This window comes from Micromonospora sp. NBC_01699, from assembly GCF_036250065.1.
Classification (GTDB): Bacteria; Actinomycetota; Actinomycetes; order Mycobacteriales; family Micromonosporaceae; genus Micromonospora_G.
Genome location: NZ_CP109199.1, coordinates 346,712 through 369,553 on the forward strand (window position 1 = coordinate 346,712; position 22,842 = coordinate 369,553).

The window sequence follows — 22,842 nt, forward strand, 5'->3', positions numbered from 1 at the left end:
GGCGAGTGCCGCCCGGCCCGACGGTACGCACCCGATCAGAGCCGGTAGAAGTCCGCGTAGTGGTTCGGGGTGAACCAGGTCGCGCCGGTGGCCTTGTTGACCACGATCCGGTACGCGTCGCGGGCGGCACCCTGGCTGCGCGGGTAGACGTCGTACTCGTAGTAGGTGGCGTTCGTCGGGAGCTGGCCCTCGTAGTTCATGTGCCGGCCGCCGGCGTAGTTGGAGAGCCCGCCGCTCCAGGAGACCCAGCCGCGCGAGGTCGGGAAGCCCCGGCTGGCCCAGCCGCTGCGGGCGGTCCGGGCGTCGGCGCACCGGGAGATGTTGCAGGAGCTGAACACGGCGGCCGAGGCCGAGTCGGTGTGCGCCGGCGCGACCACCGCCGGTCCGACCAGCATCGTGGCGACCATCGCGGCGAGCAGGGCGAAGCTGGCGAGCAGGCGCTGCGGTCGCGATCGGGCGACGGCGGCGAGCGGGGCGAGGACGGTCATGGTGGGCCTCCAGTGCCGGGGAAGTCCGCGGGGGTGTGCGGGTCGTGATCCATCTTCGATAGTGGATGTCTGCCCTGGAAGAGGGAAAAGGTTAAATTAATCGATGATCTACCATATGTTTCCGCCTCGGCCGCGGCCGGACCGGTTGGTCGGGTGCGGCGGCGTCGGCGCGTACCCGTAAGCTTTGGAGGATTCCCCAGTGCGGAGCCCGGCGCTGTCGTGTGACCCGTACCCACGAGCTCCAGGGAGACAACGATGCCGGATCCGAGCGGTCCCGAGAACACCGACGACGTGACCGAGGCGGCGGAGCTGACCGAGGGCGCTGACCCGGCCGACGACGACGCGCCGGCCGAGGACGACGCGCCAACCTTCCTGAACCGGGCGGCCCGCCGGGGCAAGGGCGGCCCACAGCAGCAGCCGCAGGGCAAGGGCAAGAGCTTCGGCGGCCGGGGTTCGGTCCAGGGGCCGCGCCAGTGGGGCAACCGCCGCAGCGGCTGAGCTACGCCGCCGGCTGCTCCTGGGCCGTACTGATCAGGACCTTGCCAACCGTCGAATCCTCCACCGCGGCATGCGCGTCGGCGGCCTCGGCCAGCGGGTAGTAGTGCAACGGCAGGCCGGCATCCGCGCCGACCCGGATGCCGCCCTGCGTCGCCGCGGTGGCCACGTCCTGTACGGCCTGCGCCTTGGCCGCCGTCGGCACCTGGTAGATCGTCACGAACTGCCAGCGCGCGTTGGGCGTCATCAGCTGCATCGCGGGCAGGCTCAGGGTGCCGTCGCCGCCGAACGAGTAGACGGAGACGACCCCGGCGTGGCCGATCACCTGGGCGTCGATCGACGCGTTCCGATCGCCGGCCACCTCGACGATCGTGTCCACCCCGTGCGGGGCGATCTTCTTCACCTCGGCGACCACGTCCTGCTGCCGATAGTTGATCACGTGTGAGGCGCCGGCTGCGGCGGCCAGCTGGGCCTTCTCCGCGCTGCTGACCGTGGCGATGACGGTGGCGTCGGCCCAGCGGGCGAGCTGGATCGCCGCGTTGCCGACCACGCCCGCACCGCCCTGGACCAGGACGACGTGGTCGGCCAGGCTGCCGACGTCGAGGTGTCGGGGCATCAACTCGCCGACGGTCAGGCAACGGTGGGCGGTCAGGAACGGGATGCCGAGCGCCGCGCCGACCTCGAACGATGCCGGGCCGAGCAGGACGATCTGGCGGGACGGTACGAGGGTGTACTCGGCCGCCGTACCCCAGGGGCGGGTGACGGCGGCTTCCCAGACCCAGACCCGCTCGCCGACCAGGGTCGAGTCCACCCCGTGGCCGGTCGCCTCGATCACGCCCGCACCGTCCTGACCGGGGACCTGCCAACCGTACGGGGGTGGGCCGCCGTCGCCGGAGCGGGCCTTGACGTCGGTGGGGTTGATGCCGGAGAAGGCCATCCGGACCAGGACCTCACCCGCGTCGGGCTCGGGGATCGGCTGGTCGACCAGCTCCAGCACCCCCGGTTCGCCGGTGCGGGTGTAGACGGCTGCCTTCATGGTGGTCTCCCTGCCTGGCGCGGTTGACCCCATTTTCCCCGGTTATCGGAGCCATGTACGGGTATCCGGGGTCCTTCCTGGTTCGGGAGGTGTCGTGGCGCGGGACGGCGGGGTGTCGGGGGTATGACAGATCGGACATCGGGCACAGGTCGTACGGACGGAGTGCCGGTGACCGGCAACCGGATCGGCGACTACGGCTTCCTGGCCGACGGCCGTACCGGTGCGCTGGTCGGCCGGGACGGCGCGGTGGACTGGTGGTGCCCGTCGCGGTTCGACGGACCGTCGGTCTTCGCCCGGATGCTGGACGAGGGCGGCGGGCACTGGACGATCCGCCCCGCAGCGGACTTCGAGGTGGAACGGGAGTACCTGGACGAGACGTTGGTGCTGCGTACGGTCTTCACCACGGGGGAGGGGACGGTCGCGGTGACCGACGCGCTCGCACTGGAACCGGGCGCACGCGGGCACCAGATCGGCCGGCGCTCACCCGCCATGCTGCTGCGTACGGTGGAGGGCCTGTCCGGGAGCGTACCGATCCTGATGTCCTTCGCCCCGCGCTTCGAGTACGGCCGGGTGACCGCGTACCTGACCGTCGAGGAACGCGAGGTCACCGCGACCGCCGGGGCGACCACGCTCACCATGACCGCGAGCGTTCCCGTCGACCGGGACCACATCGACGCCTCGGCCCGGTTCACCGTCGCCGCCGGCCAACGGGAGAGCTTCGCCGTCACCTACTCGCCCACCTACGGCGACGGTGCCCGGCGACTGCCGGCCGGGGACGTGCCCGAGACACTGGCCGACACGGTGACCGGCTGGCGCTCCTGGATGCACCACCACAACTATCAGGGACGCTACCGCGACCAGGTACGCCGCAGCTCACTGGTGTTGCAGGGGCTGACCTTCGGGCCCAGTGGTGCCGTGGTGGCCGCCGGCACCACCTCGCTGCCGGAGGAGATCGGTGGCGACCGCAACTACGACTACCGGTACGCCTGGCTGCGCGACTTCGCCCTCACCATGCGCGCCCTGTGGGTGGCGGCCTGCCCGGACGAGGCGAACCGGCTCTTCGACTGGGTGGCCAAGTCGGTCGGCCGGGTCACCACCGAACCGGTGCCGATCATGTACGGGCCCGAGGGCGAGCGGGACCTGACCGAGCACGCCCTCGACACCCTCGGCGGGTACGCCGGCAGCAGACCCGTGCTGGTCGGCAACGACGCCTGGCGGCAGCGGCAGTCGGACGTACTCGGTGAGGTCCTCGACGCGGCCTGGCTGTTGCGCGACTACCTCGACCCGATGCGCGAGTCGGTCTGTCACCTGCTGCGCTCGCTGGCCGACCAGGCCGCCGCGAGCTGGCACCTGCCCGACGCCGGCATGTGGGAGGCGCGGGACGCGCAGCGGCACTACCTCTCGTCCAAGGTGTGCTGCTGGGTGGCGCTCGACCGGGCGGTCCTGTTCGGCGAGCGGATCGGTGACGCGGCGGACGTCGAGCGCTGGGCGCGGGCCCGCGACGAGGTCCGCGCCACCGTCCTCGCGCAGGGTTGGAACGCGGACGTCGGCGCGTACACCGGGGCTTTCGGGTCTGACCGGCTCGACGCCTCGGTGCTGACCCTGCCGATCTGGGGTTTCCTGCCCGCCACCGACTCACGGATGCGGGCCACCATCGACCGGATCGAACGCGAGCTGACCGTGGACGGGTTGGTCCGGCGCTGGGACGGCGACCCGGCGGCCTTCTTCCTCTGCTCGTTCTGGCTGGTCAACTGCCTGGCCCAGGCGGGCGAGCACGACCGGGCCAGCCTCATGTTCGAGAGCCTCACCGCCCGCGCCAACGATCTCGGGCTGTTCGCCGAGCAGTTCGATCCGCGTACGGGGGAGCAGCTGGGCAACTTCCCGCAGGCGTTCTCCCACATGGCACTGATCAACACGGCCTGGCAGCTCACCGAGAGCGCCCGCGTACGCGTCTAGCAACGCGGTCAGTTGAGGGTCTGCCCGAGGAAGCCCCGGATGTAACCGGTGATCGGGTCCAGATGGGTCTCAAGGGCGAAGTGCCCGGTGTCGAGCAGGTGGATTTCGGCGTCCGGCAGGTCCCGCTGGAAGGCACGGGCCCCGTCCGGGCCGAAGATCTCGTCGTTGCCGCCCCAGACCGCGAGCAGGGGCACCTTCGTGCGCCGGAAACAGTCCTGGGCGGCCGGATAGACGTCGAGATTCGTCTTGTAGTCGCGGAAGAGCTGAAGCTGGATGTCGTCGTTGCCGGGCCGGTCGAGAATCGACTGGGCGTGGGCGTACGCGTCCGGACTGATCAGGCTCACGTCGGCCACGCCGTTCTCGTACTGCCAGCGGACCTTCGTCGGCGTGAACGCCACCCGAGCCGTCTTCTCCGTCTCCGGGCCGGGGGCCTTCGCGTACGCGAACAGCGGTGTCCAGAACGCGTCGACGAAACCCTCCATGTACGCGTTCCCGCTCTGGGTGATGAACGCGCTGATCTGCTCGGGTTTGCGCAGGAACAGCCGCAGGGCGATGGGCGCGCCGTAGTCGTGCATGTAGACCGCGTACCGCCGGATCTTGAGTTGTTCTAGCAGTTTGGCGGTGACGTCGGTGAGCGCGTCGAACGTGTACGGGAAGTCGGCCAGGCTCGGCGCGGCGGAGTAGCCGAAGCCGAGCATGTCCGGGGCCACGAGGTGGTAACGGTCGGCCAGTGCCGGGATCAGCTCCCGAAACGAGTGCGAACTGGTCGGGAAGCCGTGCAGCAGTACCAGGGTTGGCGAACTCGGATTGCCGGCCTCGCGGTAGAACACCTCGAACCCGTCGACCGTCGCGGTCCGGTGATGTACAGGGATCATGTCCGCAGTATCGAGGCGCATTGCCCGACACGTCCCGAGATCCGCGAAGTTCCCCCGCTTCCGCTCCGGCGCCTGGTACCCCGGACGGCATCGGCGGACCGCACATCGGGTCCGGCGGTGGCCGATGCCCATTGCGATCACCACCTTGAATGCCGACGATACCTCTGAGCCAAGAGGAGGCCGATCGATGCAGGCGGTAGCGGTGACCGCGCAGGGTGGTCCGGAGGTTTTACAGGTGATCGAGCGGCCGGACCCGGTCCCCGGTCCGGGGCAGGTGCTGGTCAGGGTGCTGGCGGCGGTCGTACATCCGGCCGACGTGGCGGCCCGGCTCGGACTCATCCCCGGTGGGCCGGTCGAGCCGCCGTTCCTGCCCGGCTGGGACTTCGCCGGTGAGGTGGTCGAGGTCGGCGACGGCGGCGGCGGCGAATACCGGCCCGGTGACCGAGTGGTCGGGATGGTGCCCTGGTACCGGACCCGGGGCGCGGTCGGCGCGTACGCCGAACTGATCGCCGCGGATGCCGACTGGGTGGTGCCGCTGCCCGACGGGCTGGCCCCGACGGTGGCCGCCACCGTGCCGCTGAACGCGTTGACCGCACGTCAGGCGCTCGACCTGATGGAGCTGCCGCCCGCGTCCACCGTGCTGGTCACCGGTGCGAGCGGCGGGGTCGGCGGCTTCGCCGCCCAACTGGCGGTACGGGCCGGGCACCGGGTGCTCGCCGTTGCTGGCCGCGACGACGAGGACTGGGTACGCGACCTGGGGGTGGCGCAGGTCGTACCGAAGGAGGTCGACCTGGCCGGGATCGGCCCGGTGCCGGCGGTGCTGGACGCCGTGCCGCTGGCCGAGTCGGCCGCGGTGGCGGTTGTCGACGGCGGGATCCTGCTCACCACCCGCCCCACCCCGCCGGTCGACCCGGCGCGGGGCGTCCGACAGCAGGTCGTCCTGATCCGGTTCGACCGGGAGTTGCTGCGCGAGCTGATCGTCGAGGTCGCCCGGGGTCGGCTGCGGACCCGGGTCGCTACCACGTTGCCGCTGGCCAGGGCGGCCGAGGCGCACCGGATAGTGGAGGCCGGCGGGGTACGGGGCAAGGTCGTGCTGACCCCCTGAGTCAGAGCGCGTCGGCACCGGCCTCGGCGACGGTCTGGTCCTGTTCGCCGGTGCCGCCGCTGACGCCGATCCCACCGACCACCCTGCCGTCGCGGACCAGCGGGATGCCGCCGGCGAAGATGACCACCCGGCCGTGGTTCGTGGCGTGGATGCCGAAGAACTGCGAGCCGGGCTGGGCGTTGGTGCCCAGGTCCTTGGTCTGGATGTCGAAGGCCCGTGCCGTCCACGCCTTGTTGATGCTGATGTCGACGCTGCCGAGCCAGGCGCCGTCCATCCGTACGTGTGCGACCAGGTTGCCACCGGCGTCGACCACGGCGATGTTCTGCGGCTGGCCGATCTCGTTGGCGCGGGCCTCGGCGGCCGCGATCACCTGACGCGCGTCGGCGAGTTTCAGTACGGACATGGGCGCTCCTTCGGCGAGGGTGGGAACATCTGCGCCTGCCTCAGGCGGCGGGCTTGAGTACGACCTTGGAGTAGCCGTCCTCCCGACGGTCGAACCGGGCGTACGCGTCCGGTGCGTCGTTCAGTGGCAGCCTCTTGCTGACCACGAAACTCGGTGTGGCCCGGCCGGCGATGATCAGGTCCCGCAACTGCTCGTTGTACGCCTTGACGTTCGCCTGCCCGGTCCCCATCCGCTGGCCCTTCTCGAAGAACTTGCCGACCTTGAACAGCAGTTCGCCGTGGGCGGAGTGCTCGTCGGGCGCGCCCGGATCGCTCGGCAGGTAGAGCCCGACGACCCCGATCCGGCCGGTGGCCCGGACGATATCGATCAGGTTGTTCAGCACCAGCGCGGGTTGTTCCTCGCCACCGGTGCCGTGTGCCTGGTAGCCGACCGCGTCGACGCCCTTGTCGGTGCCGTTGCCGTCGGTCTGGTCCAGGATCTGCATCACCGGGTCGGCCCTGCTGAAGTCGATCGGGATGGCGCCGATCGACTCGGCCAGCCGGAGCCGGGACGGGACCCGGTCGACCACGAACACCTTGGCCGCACCGATGAGCATCGCCGAGTACGCGGCCATCAGCCCGACCGGTCCGCCGCCCATCACCGCCACCGTCTCGCCCGGCTGTACGTCGGCGAGGGCGACGCCGTGGTACCCGGTGGGGAAGATGTCGGCGAGCATGGCGAAGTCGTCCTCGTGCTCGTCACCTTGGGGCAGGTCCAGGCAGTTGAAGTCGGCGAACGGGACCCGCAGGTACTCCGCCTGCCCACCCCGGTACGGTCCCATCGCGGCGTAGCCGTACGCGCCGCCGGCGAAGTTGGAATTGACCGTGAGGCAGTAGGCGGTGTTGCCGGCGAAGCAGTTCTTGCAGAACCCGCAGGCCACGTTGAACGGGATGGAGACCCGGTCGCCGCGGCGGACCCGGGAGACACCGGGGCCGATCTCGGTGACGATGCCCATGTTCTCGTGGCCGAACACCATGCCCGGCTGTGCCTTGGTGCGCCCCTCGTACATGTGCAGGTCGGACCCGCAGATCGCGGTGGTGGTGATCTTGATGATCACGTCGTTCGGGTCCTCGATGCGGGGGTCCTCGACGTTCTCGACCGAGACGTCGTTGGCCCCGTGGTAGACGACTGCCCTCATGTCCGCTCCTGTCCCAGCCCGGGATCCTGTCATCGACCCTAGGGCGGCGCCGGGCTCTCGATGCCGGAATGCGGAAACGGTGAACCCCCGCGACGAAACGCGGGGGTTCACCGTTCGGAGCGGTTGCGGCGGTCGTGCCGCTGCCGGGTCTACTGCGCCGCGAGTACGTCGACCACGAAGCGCAGGGCGCCGGCCGGCGCGCCGTTGCCCGGGTTCTCGCCGTACGCGAGTGCGGGCGGGATGTCGAGCTGGATCCGGCTGCCCACCTTGACACCGACCAGGCCCTGGTCCCAGCCGGGGATGACCTGACCGGTGCCGATCTGGAAGGGGACCGCCCGGGACTGCTTCCAGGAGGAGTCGAACTCCTGCCCGTCGGCGTAGGTGACGCCGACGTAGTTCACGGTGATCTGCTGCCCGGCCTGGACCACCGGGCCGGTGCCCTGGACCAGGGTCTTCGAGGTCAGCTTCGCCAACTCGCCCTCGCCCTTGGTCACCACCGGCTCCTTGCCCAGGGCCGGGTCGGCGCCCTCGGGCAGCGGCGGGAACTCCGCGTCCGCCGGCGGCTGGGCCGGGGGAGCGGCCGGGTCGGCGGGGGCGGCGGGGTCGGCCGGGGCGCTGGCGCTCGGGTTGGAGGCGAGACCGCCGTCGGCGGGTTCCTTGCCGGTGTCGTCGAGGGCGACGAATGCGACGACGATCACGGCGACCACGGCCAGGCCGGCGAACGCACCGGCGAGCGCCTGGCGGCGGCGCTTCGCGGCGGCGGCCCGTGCCTTGGCGGCCTTCGCGAGGGCGCGCTTCTCGGACTTGGTCAGCGGCGCCGGCTCGTCCGTGACGTTGGCGGGACGGCTCTGGACCTGGTCGCTCATAGGTGTCGGCTCCTGCAAGAGGTCGGGGCGGGGCGGCCTCGCCCGGATGTGTTCCGATCGGAGGGCCTTGCATACGGTACTCGGCCAGCAGCCGAATGGTCCCGGAGCCGATGATCAATCTGGCTCAGGCGGACTTGCGGGGGGTCTTCTTCGCCGGGGTGCTCTTTTTCACCGAGGTCGATTTCGTGCCGGTGGACTTGGCGCCGGTGGACTTGGTGCCGGCGGCGGCCTTCTTCGCCGGGGCCCCGGTGGTGCCGGTTGCCTTCTTCTGGGCGGTCTTCTTCGCCGGGGTCTTTGCCGCCTTCGCGGCCTTGGCCGCCTGCTGGGCGGATTTCGCCGCCGAGATCGGGGTGGCCTTGGCCACACCCCGGCCCTCGGACGGCTCCTCGCCGCGGGCCGCCCGAGCCCGGTCCACCGAGGCACGCAGCGCCGCCATCAGGTCAACCGCGGCCGCCGGGGCCTCCTCCGCCTCCTCCGGTTGCACCACCTCGCGGCCCTCGACCTTGGCGTTGATCACTTCCTGGAGCGCCGTCCGGTAGTCGTCGGTGAAGGCGTCCGGTTGGAACTCGCCGGCCATCGAGTCGATCAGCGAACTGGCCATCGCCAGCTCCGGCGGGCGGACCGTGATGTCCTCGTCGAGGAACCCGAAGTCGGGGACACGGACCTCGTCCGGCCAGAGCATCGTGTTGAGCAGCAGCACTCCCTCGCGTACGCGCAGGGTGGCGAGTTGCTCCCGCTGGCGCAGCGCCACCTTCACGATCGCCACCCGGTCCGAGTCGGTCAGCGCGTCCCGCAGCAGCACGTACGGCTTGGTCGCCGCCCCGTCCGGCTCCAGAAAGTACGCCTTGTTGTAGAGGATCGGGTCGACCTGCTCGGCCGGTACGAACTCCAGCACGTCGATCGCGTGCGAGGTGGTCAGCGGCAGTTCGGCGAAGTCCTCGTCGGTCAGGATCACCATCTCGCCGCCGCCGAGGTCGTAGCCCTTGGCGATGTCGTCGTAGCTGACCTCTTCGCCGTCGATCGAGCAGGTGCGCTTGTACTTGATCCGCCCGCCGTCAGTCCGGTGTACCTGATTGAACCGTATGTCCTTCTCCTCGGTGGCTGAATATAGCCGTACGCCGATGGATACCAGGCCGAATGAGACCGCGCCCCGCCAGATAGCCCGCATTCCCCGCTCCCTTCCCCGGTATTGACCAGGATTGCATCTGATAGAAGGTCGGGCGAGTGTTTCCCTGCGGACCTAGAGTGATGTCGTGCCGGGCGCACCGCTCAAACCGATGCTCGCCATGACCGGGGAGCTGCCCAGCGGCCCCGGCTGGGGGTATGAGTTCAAGTGGGACGGCGTACGCGCGATCGCGCAGGTCATCGACGGTGCGGTCCGCCTCTTCGCCCGTTCCGGCGCCGAGATCACCGCCGCCTACCCCGAGTTGGCGCCGCTCGGCGCGCAGGCGCCGGACGCCCTGCTCGACGGCGAGGTGGTGGTGCTGACCGACCGGGGGCAGCCGTCGTTCACCGCCCTCGCCGAACGGATGCACGTACGAGAACCGGGCCGGGCGGCGCGACTGGCGGCCACCGTACCCGTGACGTACATGATTTTCGACGTGTTGCGACTGGTCGGCGCGGACCTGATCGGCCAGTCGTACGAGCGGCGCCGGGCGACGCTCGACGGCCTCGGCCTGGGCGGCGCGCGGTGGGCCGCGCCGCCGGTCTTTCCGGACGGCCCGGCCACCTACGAGGCCGCCGATGAGCACGGGCTGGAGGGCGTGGTCGCCAAGCGGCTCGACTCGATCTACCGGCCGGGCGTGCGGTCACCGGACTGGCTCAAGGTCAAGCTGGAGGTGACCGGGGACTTCGTGGTCGGCGGCTGGCGTCCGGGCGCACGCCGGCTCGGCGGACTCCTGGTCGGGGTGCCCGCGCCGGACGGGCGGCTGGTGTTCCGGGGCCGGGTCGGCGGCGGGATCGGCGCGGCGGCCGAACGCGAACTGCTCGCCGCACTGGAGCCGCTGCGGGTCGACACCGCCCCGTTCGTCGACGCCGTGCCGCGCGAGGATGCCAAGGGCGCGATCTGGGTACGTCCCGAGGTCGTGATCGAGGTGAAGTACGGCCAGCGCACCCCGGACGGGCGGCTGCGGTTCCCGCGGCTGCGCCGGTTGCGTCCCGACAAGGCGGCGGAGGAAGTCGAGGATGCCGGCTGAGAAGATCAGGGTCGAGGTGGAAGACCGCACCCTTGAGGTCTCCAACCTCGACAAGGTGCTCTACCCCGGGGTCGGCTTCACCAAGGGCGAGGTGATCGACTACTACACCCGGATCGCCCCGGTGCTGCTGCCGCACCTGCGGGACCGGCCGCTGACCAGGATCCGCTACCCGAACGGGGTGGACGCGTCCTTCTTCTTCGAGAAGAACGCCCCGGCCAGCACCCCCGACTGGGTGCGCCAGGCGCGGCTACCCACCCCCGGTTCGTCCAAGGACCGGGACGAACTGGACTATGTGGTCTGTGACGACCTGCCCACCCTGGTCTGGCTGGCGAACCTCGCCGCACTGGAACTGCACACCCCGCAGTGGCGGGTCGGCACCCGTAGCCGGGCCGGTGAGCCCCGGCCGGACCTGATGGTGGTCGACCTCGACCCGGGCTCGCCGGCCGGGCTGCCGGAGTGCTCCACGGTCGCGGTACGGATGCGCGACCGGTTGGCGCAGGACGGAATTGCCAGCTACCCGAAGACCTCGGGCAAGAAGGGCATGCAGCTCTGCTGCCCGATCGCCGGCAAGCAGTCGGCGGACGAGGTCTCCGGCTACGCCCGCCGGATCGCCGAGGAGCTGGAGCGGGCCGACCCGGAGCTGATCACCGCGAAGATGGCGAAGCGGCTGCGACCAGGCAAGATCTTCATCGACTGGAGCCAGAACAGCGCGGCGAAGACGACGGTGGCGCCGTACTCGTTGCGGGCCGGATCGGTGCCGGCGGCGTCGGCGCCGCTGACCTGGACCGAGGTGGAGGCGGCAGGCTCGGGCGAGCTGGGCGCCGTCCGCCCGTTCACCGCCGTCGAGGTGCTGGCCAGAGCCGAGGAGTACGGCGACCTGATGGCCGACCTGCTCGTCCCCGGCCCCAAACTCCCCCGCTGACCCACCCCGCCCCGCCGGCTCGGTTCCGCCGGCCCGGCCCCGCCGAAACGCATAACACGAAACTTTCGTACACCTTCTTCGGCGTACGCACATCAAAGAAGGCGTACGAAGAATTCGAGTTATGCCTTCGATTCGATTGTCCACAGGGTTATCCACAGGATTGCCGGGTGGGGTGGCGCACGGTGGGCGGGGGCGGACACCATCGGCGGGATGTCGGACAGACCCTCGCCGGGCAACTCGGTCGCCTGCTGCGAACGGAGCGGGAAGCGGCCGGGCTCACCCAGGCGAGGCTCGCCGTCCGGGCCGGCGTGACCCAACAGACTCTCTCCCGGTTCGAAAGTGGCCGGTCCGCGCCCACCACCACGCAGGTGGAACGACTCTTCGCCGCGCTCGGCAAGCAGCTCCGGCTGGACGTCGAGGAACGCGACGCCGACCTGGACACCGCCATCGACGCGGTCACCGACCGGCACCGGATCGAGGTTGACCACGTCGAGATGTGCCTCCACGACCTGGCCCTGCTGCACCGCCGGGCACCCGACGGGCTGACGTACCTGGTCGACGGCGAGCTGGCCGCGGCGCTCCAGGGGGTGCCGATCAGGCCGACCCGGGTCGACCTCGCGGTGGCCGAGGACGACCTGCCCCGGCTGGACGAGTGGATCCGAGCCATCCCCAACTGCCTGCGCCGGGTGGAGCGCTGGCGGGACTTCAGCGGGTACGACATCAGCCCACTTCGCCCCGGCCCGCTGCACTGGCGGTCACCAAGCGGCGAACTGCGCGTACGTCTGCTGGCCCGGCTGCCGGCGGCGGTGCGGATCCGGGCCGGCGACCGGCACGACGGGCCGGTGAGAGCGCTCAGTCGATGGTGGGCAGCGGTGGGCCGAGCACGTCGTCGGCGTCCACGATCCGGTAGGCGTAGCCCTGCTCGGCGAGGAAACGCTGCCGGTGGGCGGCGTACTCGGTGTCGATGGTGTCCCGGGACACCACCGTGTAGAAGTGCGCCTGCCGGCGGTCGGCCTTCGGGCGCAGCACCCGGCCGAGCCGCTGCGCCTCCTCCTGCCGGGAACCGAACGTGCCGGAGACCTGGATCGCGATCCCGGCCTCGGGCAGGTCGATCGAGAAGTTGCCCACCTTCGAGATGACCAGGGTGGGCACCTCACCCGAGCGGAACGCGTCGAAGAGCCGCTCGCGCTCCTTGTTGGTGGTGGAACCCTCCACGATCGGCGCGCCCAGGAACTCGCCCAACTGGTGCAACTGGTCGATGTAACCGCCGATCACCAGCACCTGGTCGCCCCGGTGCCGGTCGATCAGCGCCTTCACCACCGGCAGCTTCGTCCGGGCGGTCGCCGCCATCCGGTAACGCTCCTCCGGCTCGGCGGTCGCGTACGACATCCGCTCGGCGTCGGTCAGCGTCACCCGTACCTCGGTGCAGTCGGCCGGGGCGATCCAACCCTGCGCCTCGATGTCCTTCCACGGCGCGTCGTACCGCTTCGGGCCGATCAGTGAGAAGACGTCGCCCTCGCGGCCGTCCTCGCGGACCAGCGTCGCGGTCAGGCCCAGCCGGCGGCGGGCCTGGAGATCGGCGGTGAACCGGAAGATCGGCGCCGGCAGCAGGTGCACCTCGTCGTAGATGACCAGGCCCCAGTCGCGGGCACCGAACAGGTCCAGGTGCGTGAACGCGCCGTTGCGGCGCGCGGTGAGCACCTGGTACGTCGCGATGGTGACCGGGCGGATCTCCTTGCGCTCGCCCGAGTACTCGCCGATCTCCTCCTCGGTCAACGACGTACGGGCGATCAGCTCGCGCTTCCACTGCCGCCCGGCGACCGTGTTCGTCACCAGGATCAGCGTGGTCGCCTTCGCCTCGGCCATCGCGGCCGCGCCGACCATGGTCTTGCCCGCCCCGCAGGGCAGCACCACCACGCCCGACCCGCCGGCCCAGAAGTGCTGCACCGCCTCCCGCTGGTACGACCGCAGCGTCCAGGGCGCCTGGTGCCGCGCCGGGTGCCGCCCGTCCGCCGGTACGTCCTTGCCGGCCTCGGCCAGCTCGATCGGGTGCGCCTCACCGTCGACGTAACCGGCCAGGTCCTCCGCCGGCCAGCCGAGCTTCAGCAGGCCCTGCTTGAGCCGGCCACGCTCGGACGGGTGGACGATCATGGTGTCCTCGTCGACCTTGGCGCCGAGCATCCCGGCCAGCTTCTTGCTCTTGGCCACCTCGATCAGCACCATCCGGTCGAGCGCGTGCAGCACCAGTCCGTGGTTCGGGTGGTTCATCAGTTGCAGCCGGCCGTACCGGTCCATCGTCTCGGCGATGTCGACCAGCAGCGCGTGCGGCACCGGATAGCGCGAGTACTTCAGCAGCGCGTCGACAACACCCTCGGCGTCGTGCCCGGCGGCCCGCGCATTCCACAGCCCCAGCGGCGTCAGCCGGTAGGTGTGCACGTGTTCCGGCGAGCGTTCAAGTTCGGCGAAGGGGGCGATCGCCATCCGGCAGGCGAGCGCGTCCGGGTGATCGACCTCCAGCAGCAGCGTTTTGTCCGACTGCACGATCAATGGGCCACTGCTCACGCTCAGGTTCCTCTCGACAGCGCGGAACAAGACCCTCAAGTGTTGCACGGTCGGTAACCAGTCTTCGCCGGTAGACAACCGGGCAAGAAAAGTCTTCACCTCAGGCAACCCTGACCACCCTCCGGGCGTCTAGCAGACGACGACCGTTCCGGTTCAGAACTCGGGAACATTCCGTCCGGTTTCCGCTCCGGTGGTGGTCGTCCTGGTCGGCGCCGGTGTACGCGCGTTCGATCCGTCGGGGGACCGGGGTGGGTGCGGGGGCACCGGCCGGTCCCGGCGGCGGAAGGCAACGGGGGCGAACGGCTCGCCGGCGCCCGACCAGTTTTCGGCCCTGTCACCACGCCCACCCGAGTGCGAGTCTTGAGGGACAGGACGGGCCCGGGTGGGGGAGGCAGCCATGTCGCTGGACCGCGAGCTGAGCACCGGAACGCAACGGCCGACCGAGGAGCCCAACGGCCCGCCGGCCCGGGACGCCCCGGTCTCCCGGGCCACCCTGATCGGCTACGCCACGGTCGCCGTCGCCCTGTTCGGCTGGTTCCTGTTCGGCTGGCTGGTGGAACGCCAGGGCTTCGTCAACTCGGTCGGCGAGGCGGCCGGCACCGCGTTCACGTTGCTGCTCGTCATCGCGATCGTCGGGACCCTACGCCGCAGCCGCCACTGACACCGCCGCCACTGACGCCGTCGGCTACGCGTCGAGCACCGCCGCCGTGATCCGGTGCAGCGCGAACGTGTGCAGCATCTCGGTGCGCTCGTCCTCGGCGCGCAGGTAACCCCCGCCGATCGAGACCGGCCGGACCAGGCGGGACGTGGTCGCGCCGTGGGCGTCGACGTACCCGACCCAGACCGGTGTCTTGTCCCGGATCGCCTGTTGCAGCACCGCGAGTGCCTGGGTGTGCGCGTGTGCCGGGGTGGCGCTCCCGCCGGCCCGGCCGGCCGCACCCCGGACCGGGTCCGGAGCCCGCCGGGCGGCCCGCGCGGCGGCGTCGCCCCGGCGCATCTGCTCCACGATGCCGAGCACCCGGGGCGTGGTCAGCTTCGGCGCGGCGAGCGGGTCACCGACCCGGTTCCCCACCGGCGCCCGGGCCGGAGCCCGGCGCACCTTCGTCCGGGTCAGCACCACCGCGCCGGTGGCGTCCTCCGGCACCGGCGCGTACCCGGCCTCGCGCAGCATGGTGAGCAGCCGGCCCACCTGGAACGGGGTGGCCAGCACCGTCGGCGCCAGCCGCCGCAGCGACATCGTGCTCAGCCGTCGGTCGGCGACCACCTCGGCGAGCAGCGCCTCGTCGTCGCTGCGCAGGTACGCACCGGCGGAACCGACCCGCAGCCCGCCGTGCTTGCGGGCCACGTCGTCGACCAGGTACGTCAACCCCTGCGGCACCGGCGTACGGGACCGCCGCTGGAACAGCGCGTGCAGGTCCTCGGCGGCGTACCCGGCGTCCAGGGCGCGACGCAGGCTGGTGGCGGTCACCCGGTACACGCTGGCGCCACCGGCCGACTCCGGGTCGGCCAGCGCCTCCAACTCGGCCGCCAGCGTCGGCTCCGGCGGGCCGGGCACCACGAGGCTCAGGTCGGCCTGGAGCAGGAAGTGGTCCACCGGGGCCGGAAGCAGCCCGTCCAGGGCCCGGACCGCCGCCGACGCCTCGCCGGACTCGTCGGCGCCCAGCCGTACGCCCAGCGGGTCGTCGGTCCCGGCGGCCGACCGGTCCTCGGCGGCGGTCGAGTCGGTCAGCAGCAGGCGCCCGTAGGCGGTGATCGCGCCGAGCCCGGTCAGACCGATCCGGGCCGCCTCGGCGAGCACCTCCCGCTGGGCCGTCTCACGACCCCGGCTGCGCCGGGGTGACCGCCAGGCGAGCAGCGCCAACACCTCGTCCGGTCCGGGCGCGGTCCCCGGATCCAGCCCGGCGAGTACGCCGAGCAGCCCCCGGCGCGCGGTCGGCGTACCGGCCCGTTCCAGTTCGGGGGAGAGCACGGTGATCAACCGGTCCCGCTCGTCCCGCTGGCCGATCAGCCCCGGCTGACGGGTCATGGCCAGCCACGCCCGAGCCAGTTGCTCCCACCGCCGGGCAAGCGTTCCGGCCCGCCAGGCTTCGTAGCCGGCGGTCGGCAGCACCTGCTGGTCGGCACCGGCGCGGGTGGTGGTGGAGCCGGTCAGGTCGACCTCGCCGGCCAGCCCGGCGGCGTAGACGACCTCCAGCACCAGCGCCGTGGTCGGCTCGTCCAACCCGACACCACGGGCGATCCGGCGCAGGTCACGTACGCCCAGACCACCGGAGCGCAGCACCGGGGGCGGATCGGCGGCGAGCGCCTCCAGCACCGTCTCGGCCTGCCGGACCACCTCCATCGCCTGGCCGGCGCCGGCCGAGTCGACGGCCTTCGGCTCGCGCAGCGCGGCGGTGCCCAGAGCCGGTGGCAGCGGCTGCATCGGCCCGAGCGGCCCGGAGTCGCGGCGCAGCAGCAGGCCGATCTCGCGGGGCAGTTCCACCGCGGTCCCGCCGGACCCGGCGTCGGTGTCCGAGATCGGGACGAGCAGGGCGTTCTCCACCAGCCAGCGCACCGGTGAGCCGGAGCCCGGGTTCGCCGGATCCTCGACCGGCGGCGCGTCCAGCGCCTTCGGCGGGAGCGTGCCCACCGGGGGGCCGGCGGCGAGCCGGTCCAGGATCGCGCGGGCCGCGGGCGGTGCCGCCAGCACCGTACGGCGCAGCCGGGCCGGGTCGGCGCACAGTGCCGCGGCGGCCGGGTCCAGATCCAGCGCGGGGCGCCCCAGACCGGCCGGGTACGGCGAACTGACCTCGTCCACGCCTGGCACCACCCGCAGCGCGTGCTCCGGGCCGTACAGCAGGAAGAGCGCGCGGAGCCGGTTGAGCGCGGCCCGTACGGCGGCCGGGTCGGCACCCTGCACGGGCACCGCCGCGACGGCCAGGACCGCGTCGACGGAGGTGGTGCCGTCGGCCGGGTCACGGGTGAGCCGGGCACCGTCGAGGATTTGCAGGGTGAACTGGTCCAACCCGTCCAGGGCGCGGGCGACCGACACCCGCGACTGCGCCCGTACGGCGAGCGCGGAGATGTCGGCCGGGACCGGCAGGACCAGATCGGGGCGCAGTTGTAGCAGCGCTGCCAGGGCTTCGTCCGGCAGCGACCGCAGGTGATCGGCGAGTGAGGTGGTCATCGTCATTCCACGCTATCCGGCCGAGTGCCGCCTGTGCCCCCCGGTCGGCCGGCTGGACTTCGCGATGCGGTCGGCGTGCGACGATGATCGGATGGCGACCACCCCCTCGGTCGGGTTCGACCTTGACATGACCTTGATCGACTCTCGCCCCGGCATCGCCGCCACCTACCGTGAGCTCACCGCCCGGACCGGGGTGCACGTCGACGCCGACCTCGCGGTCAGTCGGCTCGGCCCGCCGCTGCGGCACGAACTGGCCCACTGGTTCCCGTCCGAGCAGGTGGAGTCGGCGGTGACGACGTTCCGCTCGCTCTACCCGGCGTACGCGGTCGGCCCGACGCTGCTGCTGCCCGGCGCGGCCGAGACGCTGGCCTCGGTACGCGACGCCGGGCTGCGTGTGTTGGTTGTCACCTCGAAGCTCGGCCGGCTGGCCCGACTGCACACCGAGCACCTCGGGCTGACCGTCGACGAGGTGGTCGGCGACCTGTTCGCCGAGCAGAAGGCGACCGCGTTGCGGGAGCACGACGCCCGGCTCTACGTCGGCGACCACGTCGCGGACATGACCGCCGCCCGGATCGCCGGCGTGCCCGGCGTCGGTGTCGCCACCGGGCCGTGCGATGTGGATGAGCTGCGCGCGGCCGGCGCGCGAATGGTGCTCGACGACCTCACCGGATTCCCAGCGGCGTTGTCGGGCCTGTTGCGGCTAGCCTTGTGAGGGTCATCAGCCGTTTACGGAGTCGAGGTCAATCAGGTGCCGACGGGTCGAGTGAAGTGGTACGACGCGGCCAAGGGTTATGGATTCGTCACCAGTGACGAGGGCGGCGACGTATTCCTACCCAAGAGTGCGTTGCCCGCTGGTGTCACCGATCTCAAGGGGGGTCAGCGGATCGAGTTCGGCGTGGTGGACAGTCGCAAGGGCGCCCAGGCACACGCCGCGAAACTGCTGGACGCGCCGCCGTCCATGGCGGAACTCCGCCGCCGTCCCGCCGAAGAGCTGCACGGGCTGATCGAGGACATGATCAAGGTGCTGGAGGCGAAGGTCCAGCCGGATCTGCGGCGCGGCCGGTACCCGGACAAGAAGACCGCGACGACCGTCGCTCAGCTTGTCCACGCGGTCGCCAGCGAACTGGAAGTCTGAGGGGTCGCCGGGGTCAACCCGGCCGCCGCAGCCCGGCGGAGCAGGGCGTCGATCGCCCGGTAGCCGTCCTCGCCGAGGTCAGCGGTGAACTCGTTCACATACAGCGCGATGTGCTGGTCGACCACGTCCGGTTCCATCTCCTGCGCGTGCGCCAGCACGTACTCGCGGGTGCCGGCCGGGTCGGCCCACGCACGCCGTACGGACGCGCGGATCCAGTCCGCCGCGGCCACCGGATCAACGGTGCCGCGGCGGGCCAGGATGGCGCCGAGCGGGATCGGCAGGCCGGTGTCCGACTCCCACCACTGCCCGAGGTCGACCAGCGCGGTCAGCCCGTGCCGGTGGTAGGTGAACCGGGCCTCGTGGATGACCAGTCCGGCGTCGTAGCGACCGGCCGCCACCCCGGGCATGATCTCGTGGAACGGCACCACCTCGATCCTCGCCGGCCGCTGGTCCGCCGCCCAGAGCCGGAACAGCAGGTACGCCGTGGTCCGGTCGCCGGGCACCGCGACGGTCGCCCCGCCCAGATCGGTCCGGTCGCCCCGGGTCAGCACCAGCGGCCCGCAGCCGCGCCCGAGCGCCCCGCCGCACGGCAGCAGTTGGTAGTCGTCGAGCAGCCACGGCAGTGCGGCGTAACTCACCTTCACGATGTCGTACGCGCCCTGCTGGGCGGCGGTGTTGGTGACGTCCACGTCGGCGTAGGTCACCTGCACCGGCGGTGCCCCCGGCACCAGACCGTGCACCAGTGCGTGGAACACGAAGGTGTCGTTGGGGCAGGGGGAGAACGCCAGCGAGAGAGCCACGTCCCCCACGGTAACCCGCAGTGGATCAGTGCAGCGCGGCGGCTGCGGAGCGGAGCGCCTCGAACGCCTCGGTGATCCGCCACGCGCCCCGGTCGCGGGGCCCGACCGGGTTGGAGATGGTACGCAGCTCGGCGAAGGGCACCCCGGCCTGGGCGGCGGCGACGGCCACCCCGTACCCCTCCATCGCCTCGGCTACCGCGTCCGGGTAGCGGGCGGCGAGCGTGCGGGCGCTCTCCGAGGTCCCGGTGACGGTGCTACAGGTGACAACGGCGCCGACGGTGGCCCTGGGCAGCGATTCGCGCAGCCGTTCCAGCAGTGCCGGGTCGGCACTGGCCGACGATGGGCCGAAGCCCAGGTCGTCCAGGGGCAGGAAACCCTCCGGCGACTCGGCACCGAGGTCGGCGGCGATGCTCCGGGTGGCCAGCACGATGGTGCCGAGCGCCGCCCGGTCGGGGAAGCCGCCGGCGATCCCGGCGCTGATCACCGCCTGGTACGGGCGCCCGGCCGCCTCGGCCAGTGCCAGCAGCCGGGCGGTGCCGGCAGCGGCGGCGGCCGGCCCGACCCCGACCGGGGCGACCACCGCAGTGGTGCTGGTCAGGCCGGCCCGGATCGCCTCCGCCTCGGCCGGCACCGCGGTGACGATCAGCAGTCCAGCGCTCATGTGGTCGGCTCCCGTGGTTCGTGTGGCCGGTGCCCGCCGTCGTCGCCGGAGCCCGGTGCGGGTACGGCCGACGACGGTCGGTAGATGTGGTAACCGGGCGGCGCCAACGGCCGTTCGCCGCCGCCCCCGTTCCCGGTCTGGCCCGCTGCCGCCGTCGCCGGTTCGGTGACGCCGGTCCGGTCGTCGGCCTCCCGTTCGGCGGCCGCCCGCTGCCGTTCGTCCTCGTCCCGGGCCGCCCGCGCCCGTTGCGCGGCGGCGGCCTGCTCCTCGGCGGCCCGTTGCGCGGCGGCCTGCTGTTCGGCGGCTTCCTGCTCGGCGTCCGGGATGGCCCGACCGTGCAGCCGCTCGCCCCGCAGCCGCCCGGCAACCACGACGGCGCGTACGGCGGCGAGGATGGCCAGCCCGCTCAGCACCGCGATGCCGACCCGGCCGTCGAACGGGATCAGGCCGATCGCGCCGCCGGCCACGAAGGCCAGCATCAGCGCGGTCTCGGAGTGGGCGAAGGCGCTGGCCCGCGACCGTTCCCGGATCCGTTCCTGGATCGAGGCGTCGACGGCGAGTTTGGCGATGCCGCTGACCAGCGCGGTGACCAGGCAGAGCAGGGCGACCGTGAGCAGTGAGAACTCGACCGTGGCCAGTACCGCCAGGGCGGCGACGATGACCAGGCCGCTGGACTGGATGGCGGTCGGCCGGTGGATGCGCAGCCGGGTGCCGACGGCGGTGGCGAGGAAGCTTCCGACCGCCAGCGCCCCGCCGACCAGGCCCAGCGCGGCCTGGTCGGAGAGGTCCCGACCGAACACGGCGGTGGTGATGTCGCCGCCCTTGATCGCGAAGGCGAGGAAGAGCAGGAGGAAGCCGTACAGGCCGCGCAGGGTGGCGCCGCCGGCCAGGGCGCCGATGACGAGCCGGCCGCCCGGACCGCCCCGACCCAGTGCGCCCGTTCCGCCCCGCCACGCGGCGCGCATCGCCCGGGGCACCGCCTCCGGCGGCTCGGAGTCGGCGCGCGGTGGCAGCCGGAGGGCGATCACCATTCCGACCAGGAAGATCACCGACGCCACCCGAAGCGGCCACTGTGGACCTAGCCAGAACGCGGCCAGCCCCAGCGGCGCCACCACGGCCCCGGCGATGGTGCCGTAGACACTGGCCCGCGCCCCGGCCTGGGAGAGCCCGATCCCCTCGGGCAGCAACCGGGGTACGGCGGCCGAGCGGGCCACGCCGTACGCGCGGGAGAGCGCCAGTACGCCGAACGCGGCCGGGTAGAGCCCGAAGCCGTGGATGTAGTCGGAGATCAACCAGGCCAGGAAGGCGCGGCCGAGCATGGTGGCGGCGAGCGCGTACCGGCGGCCGTGCCGGAAGTGGTCGAGCAGCGGCCCCACCACGGGTGCCAGCAGCGCGAACGGAACCATGGTGACCAGCAGGTAGAGCGCGACCTTGCCCCGCGCCTCGCCGAGCGGGGCGTTGAAGAAGATCGTCCCGGCCAGCCCGATGGTGATCAGTACGTCGCCGGCGCAGGAGATGGCGTGCAGGTCGAACAGGCGCACCATGCCGGTCTCGCCGCCGGCGCCCCTGGTCCGTGCCCGGCCGGCGCTCCGGGTGATCCAGGCACCGCCACGGAACGTCCCGCGTACGAGTGCCCGGACGCCCCGGATCGTCCTTCCGAGGGCACGCCCGAGGAACGACCCCTGGGGGCGGCTGAAGAGCGGCATGTGCACCATCCTCGCCCATTCGGCGAGCGGCCGGAGGATGTGGCGCGAGAACAGGTACGGGGAGTCCCTGCCGGCGGGCCGCTCGGATAGGGAACAATGAGCATGTGACCAGGACCGCCGGTGCTCGCGCAGCCCGTCTCGACCAGGTTTGTGCCGCTGCCGTCGAGGTGGCGCGGGCCGGCATTACCGAGGTGGAGCCGACCGATGTCGGCGATCACCTGGAGGTGGTTGCCGAGGGTGAACGCCTGGTTACCCACTTCTTTGAATGTCTGCTGGCCGGCTACCGGGGTTGGCGCTGGGCGGTGACCGTCACCCGGGTGTCGCGCAGCAAGCAGGTGACCATCTGCGAGACGGTGCTGCTGCCGGGACCGGACGCCCTGCTGGCGCCGAGCTGGCTGCCCTGGCAGGAGCGCCTTCAGCCGGGCGATCTGGGCGTCGGCGACCTACTGCCGGCCACGGCCGACGACGACCGGCTCGTTCCCGGTTACGTCCTCTCCGACGACCCGGCGGTCGAGGAGGCCACCTGGGAGCTCGGGCTCGGCCGTTCGCGGGTGATGTCCAAGGAGGGCCGGGAGGAGACCGCGCAGCGCTGGTACGACGGCGACCACGGCCCGACCGCGCCGATCTCGGCCGCCGCCCCCCGGACCGCCCGCTGCGGGACCTGCGGCTTCTACCTGCCGCTGGCCGGTTCCCTGCGCCAGGCGTTCGGCGTGTGCGGCAACTTCTACGCCCCCGACGACGGCCGGGCGGTCAGTGCCGACCACGGCTGCGGGGCGCACTCGGAGACCATGCTCGACGTGGCCGAGACGCCGGTGGACGAGCTGCCGACGATCTACGACGACAACGAGGTCGAGGCGGTCTCGGTCAGCCGGGCGCCGGGCTCGGTGGCCGACGAGGAGCCGGCCGAGCCGTACGGCCACGGCTGAGTCGGCCCGGCCGTCGGCTGTCGGTTCGTGGCACCGATCAGTGCTGCTGACCGGCCCGACGGCGTCGACGGTGGGCGTCGTGTCGCAGCATCACGGCCAGTCCGGGGAAGCCGATCAGGAAGCCGGCCAGACAGGTCCAGAGCCAGTCCCGGTGACCGTGCTCGGTGAGCCAGTCGCGGAAGAAGACCAGCAGGACCAGCCCGACGGCCGCCCAGATCACGAGGCCGCCGACGGCGAACGGAACCATCGGTGGGTCCAGCGGCTCCGGCCGCGGTTGCTGCTGCTCCGGCACGTGGTCAGCGTACCCGTGGGCAGGGATCGAAGTTCGTAACCGGAACGTACTTTCCCGGTAACAGGTCGTCTGGGAC

22 protein-coding genes and 1 pseudogene are annotated in these 22,842 nt (G+C 71.8%); 10 read left to right on the forward strand and 13 right to left on the reverse strand.

Annotation, left to right across the window (positions count from 1 at the left end):
- Positions 1-35: 35 nt before the first annotated feature.
- Positions 36-488, reverse strand: a complete 453-nt coding sequence (locus OG792_RS01615) for a ribonuclease domain-containing protein (protein WP_329106633.1) — start codon at positions 486-488, stop codon at positions 36-38.
- 255 nt (positions 489-743) lie between these two features.
- On the opposite strand from OG792_RS01615, the gene OG792_RS01620 reads away from it, so the two are divergent.
- Entirely contained in the window at positions 744-986 is a 243-nt protein-coding gene (locus tag OG792_RS01620) for a hypothetical protein (RefSeq protein ID WP_329106635.1), read from the forward strand.
- 1 nt (position 987) lies between these two features.
- Here the strand turns inward: OG792_RS01620 and OG792_RS01625 are convergent, their stop codons facing one another.
- Positions 988-2,019 carry an NADPH:quinone reductase gene (locus OG792_RS01625; protein WP_329106637.1) on the reverse strand — a complete coding sequence of 344 codons (1,032 nt, stop codon included), beginning with the start codon at positions 2,017-2,019 and terminating at the stop codon, positions 988-990.
- A 168-nt stretch (positions 2,020-2,187) separates the two neighbouring features.
- On the opposite strand from OG792_RS01625, the gene OG792_RS01630 reads away from it, so the two are divergent.
- Positions 2,188-3,975, forward strand: a complete 1,788-nt coding sequence (locus OG792_RS01630) for a glycoside hydrolase family 15 protein (protein WP_329106639.1) — start codon at positions 2,188-2,190, stop codon at positions 3,973-3,975.
- 8 nt (positions 3,976-3,983) lie between these two features.
- Here OG792_RS01630 and OG792_RS01635 read toward each other — a convergent pair whose 3' ends face one another.
- Complete coding sequence (locus OG792_RS01635) at positions 3,984-4,850, reverse strand: alpha/beta fold hydrolase (RefSeq protein ID WP_329106641.1); 867 nt, start codon at positions 4,848-4,850, stop codon at positions 3,984-3,986.
- Between the two features lie 187 nt (positions 4,851-5,037).
- On the opposite strand from OG792_RS01635, the gene OG792_RS01640 reads away from it, so the two are divergent.
- Complete coding sequence (locus tag OG792_RS01640) at positions 5,038-5,955, forward strand: NADP-dependent oxidoreductase (protein ID WP_329106643.1); 918 nt, start codon at positions 5,038-5,040, stop codon at positions 5,953-5,955.
- 1 nt (position 5,956) lies between these two features.
- Here the strand turns inward: OG792_RS01640 and OG792_RS01645 are convergent, their stop codons facing one another.
- The 4 genes from OG792_RS01645 to ku form a co-directional block, all read right to left on the reverse strand.
- The gene (locus OG792_RS01645) at positions 5,957-6,358 is read right to left on the reverse strand and encodes a GlcG/HbpS family heme-binding protein (protein WP_329106645.1); all 402 of its coding nucleotides are present in this window, start codon (positions 6,356-6,358) and stop codon (positions 5,957-5,959) included.
- A gap of 40 nt (positions 6,359-6,398) precedes the next feature.
- The gene (locus OG792_RS01650) at positions 6,399-7,535 is read right to left on the reverse strand and encodes a glutathione-independent formaldehyde dehydrogenase (RefSeq protein WP_329106647.1); all 1,137 of its coding nucleotides are present in this window, start codon (positions 7,533-7,535) and stop codon (positions 6,399-6,401) included.
- A gap of 149 nt (positions 7,536-7,684) precedes the next feature.
- Positions 7,685-8,401: an FKBP-type peptidyl-prolyl cis-trans isomerase gene (locus tag OG792_RS01655; protein ID WP_329106648.1), complete on the reverse strand. Its 717-nt coding sequence runs from the start codon at positions 8,399-8,401 to the stop codon at positions 7,685-7,687.
- Positions 8,402-8,525: 124 nt separating this feature from the next.
- Positions 8,526-9,569, reverse strand: a complete 1,044-nt coding sequence (gene ku, locus OG792_RS01660) for a non-homologous end joining protein Ku (protein WP_329106650.1) — start codon at positions 9,567-9,569, stop codon at positions 8,526-8,528.
- Between the two features lie 85 nt (positions 9,570-9,654).
- On the opposite strand from ku, the gene ligD (OG792_RS01665) reads away from it, so the two are divergent.
- The 3 genes and pseudogenes from ligD (OG792_RS01665) to OG792_RS34595 all read left to right on the forward strand — a co-directional run.
- Positions 9,655-10,596 carry a non-homologous end-joining DNA ligase gene (gene ligD / locus OG792_RS01665; RefSeq protein ID WP_329106652.1) on the forward strand — a complete coding sequence of 314 codons (942 nt, stop codon included), beginning with the start codon at positions 9,655-9,657 and terminating at the stop codon, positions 10,594-10,596.
- The gene (gene ligD / locus OG792_RS01670) at positions 10,586-11,518 is read left to right on the forward strand and encodes a non-homologous end-joining DNA ligase (protein ID WP_329106656.1); all 933 of its coding nucleotides are present in this window, start codon (positions 10,586-10,588) and stop codon (positions 11,516-11,518) included. Before ligD (OG792_RS01665) ends, ligD (OG792_RS01670) begins: the two co-directional genes overlap by 11 nt.
- A 182-nt stretch (positions 11,519-11,700) precedes the next feature.
- Positions 11,701-11,862: pseudogene (locus OG792_RS34595) on the forward strand (helix-turn-helix domain-containing protein); the annotation flags it as partial.
- Between the two features lie 508 nt (positions 11,863-12,370).
- On the opposite strand, the gene OG792_RS01680 reads toward OG792_RS34595, so the two are convergent.
- Positions 12,371-14,080: a DNA repair helicase XPB gene (locus OG792_RS01680; RefSeq protein WP_329106660.1), complete on the reverse strand. Its 1,710-nt coding sequence runs from the start codon at positions 14,078-14,080 to the stop codon at positions 12,371-12,373.
- Positions 14,081-14,477: 397 nt separating this feature from the next.
- Here OG792_RS01680 and OG792_RS01685 point away from each other — a divergent pair, with 397 nt between their 5' ends.
- The gene (locus OG792_RS01685; RefSeq protein ID WP_329106662.1) at positions 14,478-14,741 is read left to right on the forward strand and encodes a hypothetical protein; all 264 of its coding nucleotides are present in this window, start codon (positions 14,478-14,480) and stop codon (positions 14,739-14,741) included.
- A 24-nt stretch (positions 14,742-14,765) separates the two neighbouring features.
- On the opposite strand, the gene OG792_RS01690 is transcribed toward OG792_RS01685, so the two are convergent.
- Positions 14,766-17,246: a helicase-associated domain-containing protein gene (locus OG792_RS01690; protein ID WP_329106664.1), complete on the reverse strand. Its 2,481-nt coding sequence runs from the start codon at positions 17,244-17,246 to the stop codon at positions 14,766-14,768.
- A 91-nt stretch (positions 17,247-17,337) separates the two neighbouring features.
- On the opposite strand from OG792_RS01690, the gene OG792_RS01695 reads away from it, so the two are divergent.
- Together OG792_RS01695 and OG792_RS01700 are read left to right on the forward strand one after the other, a co-directional pair.
- A complete protein-coding gene (locus OG792_RS01695; RefSeq protein WP_329106666.1) occupies positions 17,338-17,958 on the forward strand; it encodes an HAD family hydrolase in 621 nt (206 codons plus the stop codon).
- A gap of 36 nt (positions 17,959-17,994) precedes the next feature.
- Complete coding sequence (locus OG792_RS01700; RefSeq protein ID WP_329106667.1) at positions 17,995-18,381, forward strand: cold-shock protein; 387 nt, start codon at positions 17,995-17,997, stop codon at positions 18,379-18,381.
- Here the strand turns inward: OG792_RS01700 and OG792_RS01705 are convergent.
- The 3 genes from OG792_RS01705 to OG792_RS01715 are packed head-to-tail and all read right to left on the reverse strand — an operon-like array spanning position 18,342 to position 21,548.
- Entirely contained in the window at positions 18,342-19,181 is an 840-nt protein-coding gene (locus tag OG792_RS01705) for a 1,4-dihydroxy-6-naphthoate synthase (protein WP_329106669.1), read from the reverse strand. The two genes, OG792_RS01700 and OG792_RS01705, sit on opposite strands and share 40 nt — an antisense overlap.
- Before the next feature lie 25 nt (positions 19,182-19,206).
- A complete protein-coding gene (locus OG792_RS01710) occupies positions 19,207-19,842 on the reverse strand; it encodes a futalosine hydrolase (protein ID WP_329106671.1) in 636 nt (211 codons plus the stop codon).
- Positions 19,839-21,548 (reverse strand): MFS transporter, encoded by a 1,710-nt coding sequence (locus OG792_RS01715; RefSeq protein WP_329106673.1) that lies wholly within the window; start codon positions 21,546-21,548, stop codon positions 19,839-19,841. The genes OG792_RS01710 and OG792_RS01715 overlap by 4 nt, the downstream gene beginning before the upstream one ends.
- 86 nt (positions 21,549-21,634) lie before the next feature.
- Here OG792_RS01715 and OG792_RS01720 point away from each other — a divergent pair, with 86 nt between their 5' ends.
- Positions 21,635-22,474: a DUF3027 domain-containing protein gene (locus OG792_RS01720; RefSeq protein WP_329111053.1), complete on the forward strand. Its 840-nt coding sequence runs from the start codon at positions 21,635-21,637 to the stop codon at positions 22,472-22,474.
- 37 nt (positions 22,475-22,511) lie between these two features.
- On the opposite strand, the gene OG792_RS01725 is transcribed toward OG792_RS01720, so the two are convergent.
- Entirely contained in the window at positions 22,512-22,766 is a 255-nt protein-coding gene (locus OG792_RS01725) for a DUF2530 domain-containing protein (RefSeq protein ID WP_329106675.1), read from the reverse strand.
- Positions 22,767-22,842: the final 76 nt, after the last annotated feature.

Coding starts and splice junctions, on each gene's coding strand:
- OG792_RS01640 (WP_329106643.1), top strand. CDS start 5,038: ATGCAGGCGGTAGCGGTGACCGCGCAGGGTGGTCCGGAGGTTTTACAG.
- OG792_RS01635 (WP_329106641.1), bottom strand. CDS start 4,850: ATGATCCCTGTACATCACCGGACCGCGACGGTCGACGGGTTCGAGGTG.
- OG792_RS01650 (WP_329106647.1), bottom strand. CDS start 7,535: ATGAGGGCAGTCGTCTACCACGGGGCCAACGACGTCTCGGTCGAGAAC.
- OG792_RS01695 (WP_329106666.1), top strand. CDS start 17,338: ATGGCGACCACCCCCTCGGTCGGGTTCGACCTTGACATGACCTTGATC.
- OG792_RS01710 (WP_329106671.1), bottom strand. CDS start 19,842: ATGAGCGCTGGACTGCTGATCGTCACCGCGGTGCCGGCCGAGGCGGAG.
- OG792_RS01655 (WP_329106648.1), bottom strand. CDS start 8,401: ATGAGCGACCAGGTCCAGAGCCGTCCCGCCAACGTCACGGACGAGCCG.
- OG792_RS01645 (WP_329106645.1), bottom strand. CDS start 6,358: ATGTCCGTACTGAAACTCGCCGACGCGCGTCAGGTGATCGCGGCCGCC.
- OG792_RS01615 (WP_329106633.1), bottom strand. CDS start 488: ATGACCGTCCTCGCCCCGCTCGCCGCCGTCGCCCGATCGCGACCGCAG.
- OG792_RS01690 (WP_329106664.1), bottom strand. CDS start 17,246: ATGACCACCTCACTCGCCGATCACCTGCGGTCGCTGCCGGACGAAGCC.
- ku (WP_329106650.1), bottom strand. CDS start 9,569: ATGCGGGCTATCTGGCGGGGCGCGGTCTCATTCGGCCTGGTATCCATC.
- OG792_RS01625 (WP_329106637.1), bottom strand. CDS start 2,019: ATGAAGGCAGCCGTCTACACCCGCACCGGCGAACCGGGGGTGCTGGAG.
- OG792_RS01620 (WP_329106635.1), top strand. CDS start 744: ATGCCGGATCCGAGCGGTCCCGAGAACACCGACGACGTGACCGAGGCG.
- ligD (WP_329106656.1), top strand. CDS start 10,586: ATGCCGGCTGAGAAGATCAGGGTCGAGGTGGAAGACCGCACCCTTGAG.
- OG792_RS01715 (WP_329106673.1), bottom strand. CDS start 21,548: ATGCCGCTCTTCAGCCGCCCCCAGGGGTCGTTCCTCGGGCGTGCCCTC.
- OG792_RS01685 (WP_329106662.1), top strand. CDS start 14,478: ATGTCGCTGGACCGCGAGCTGAGCACCGGAACGCAACGGCCGACCGAG.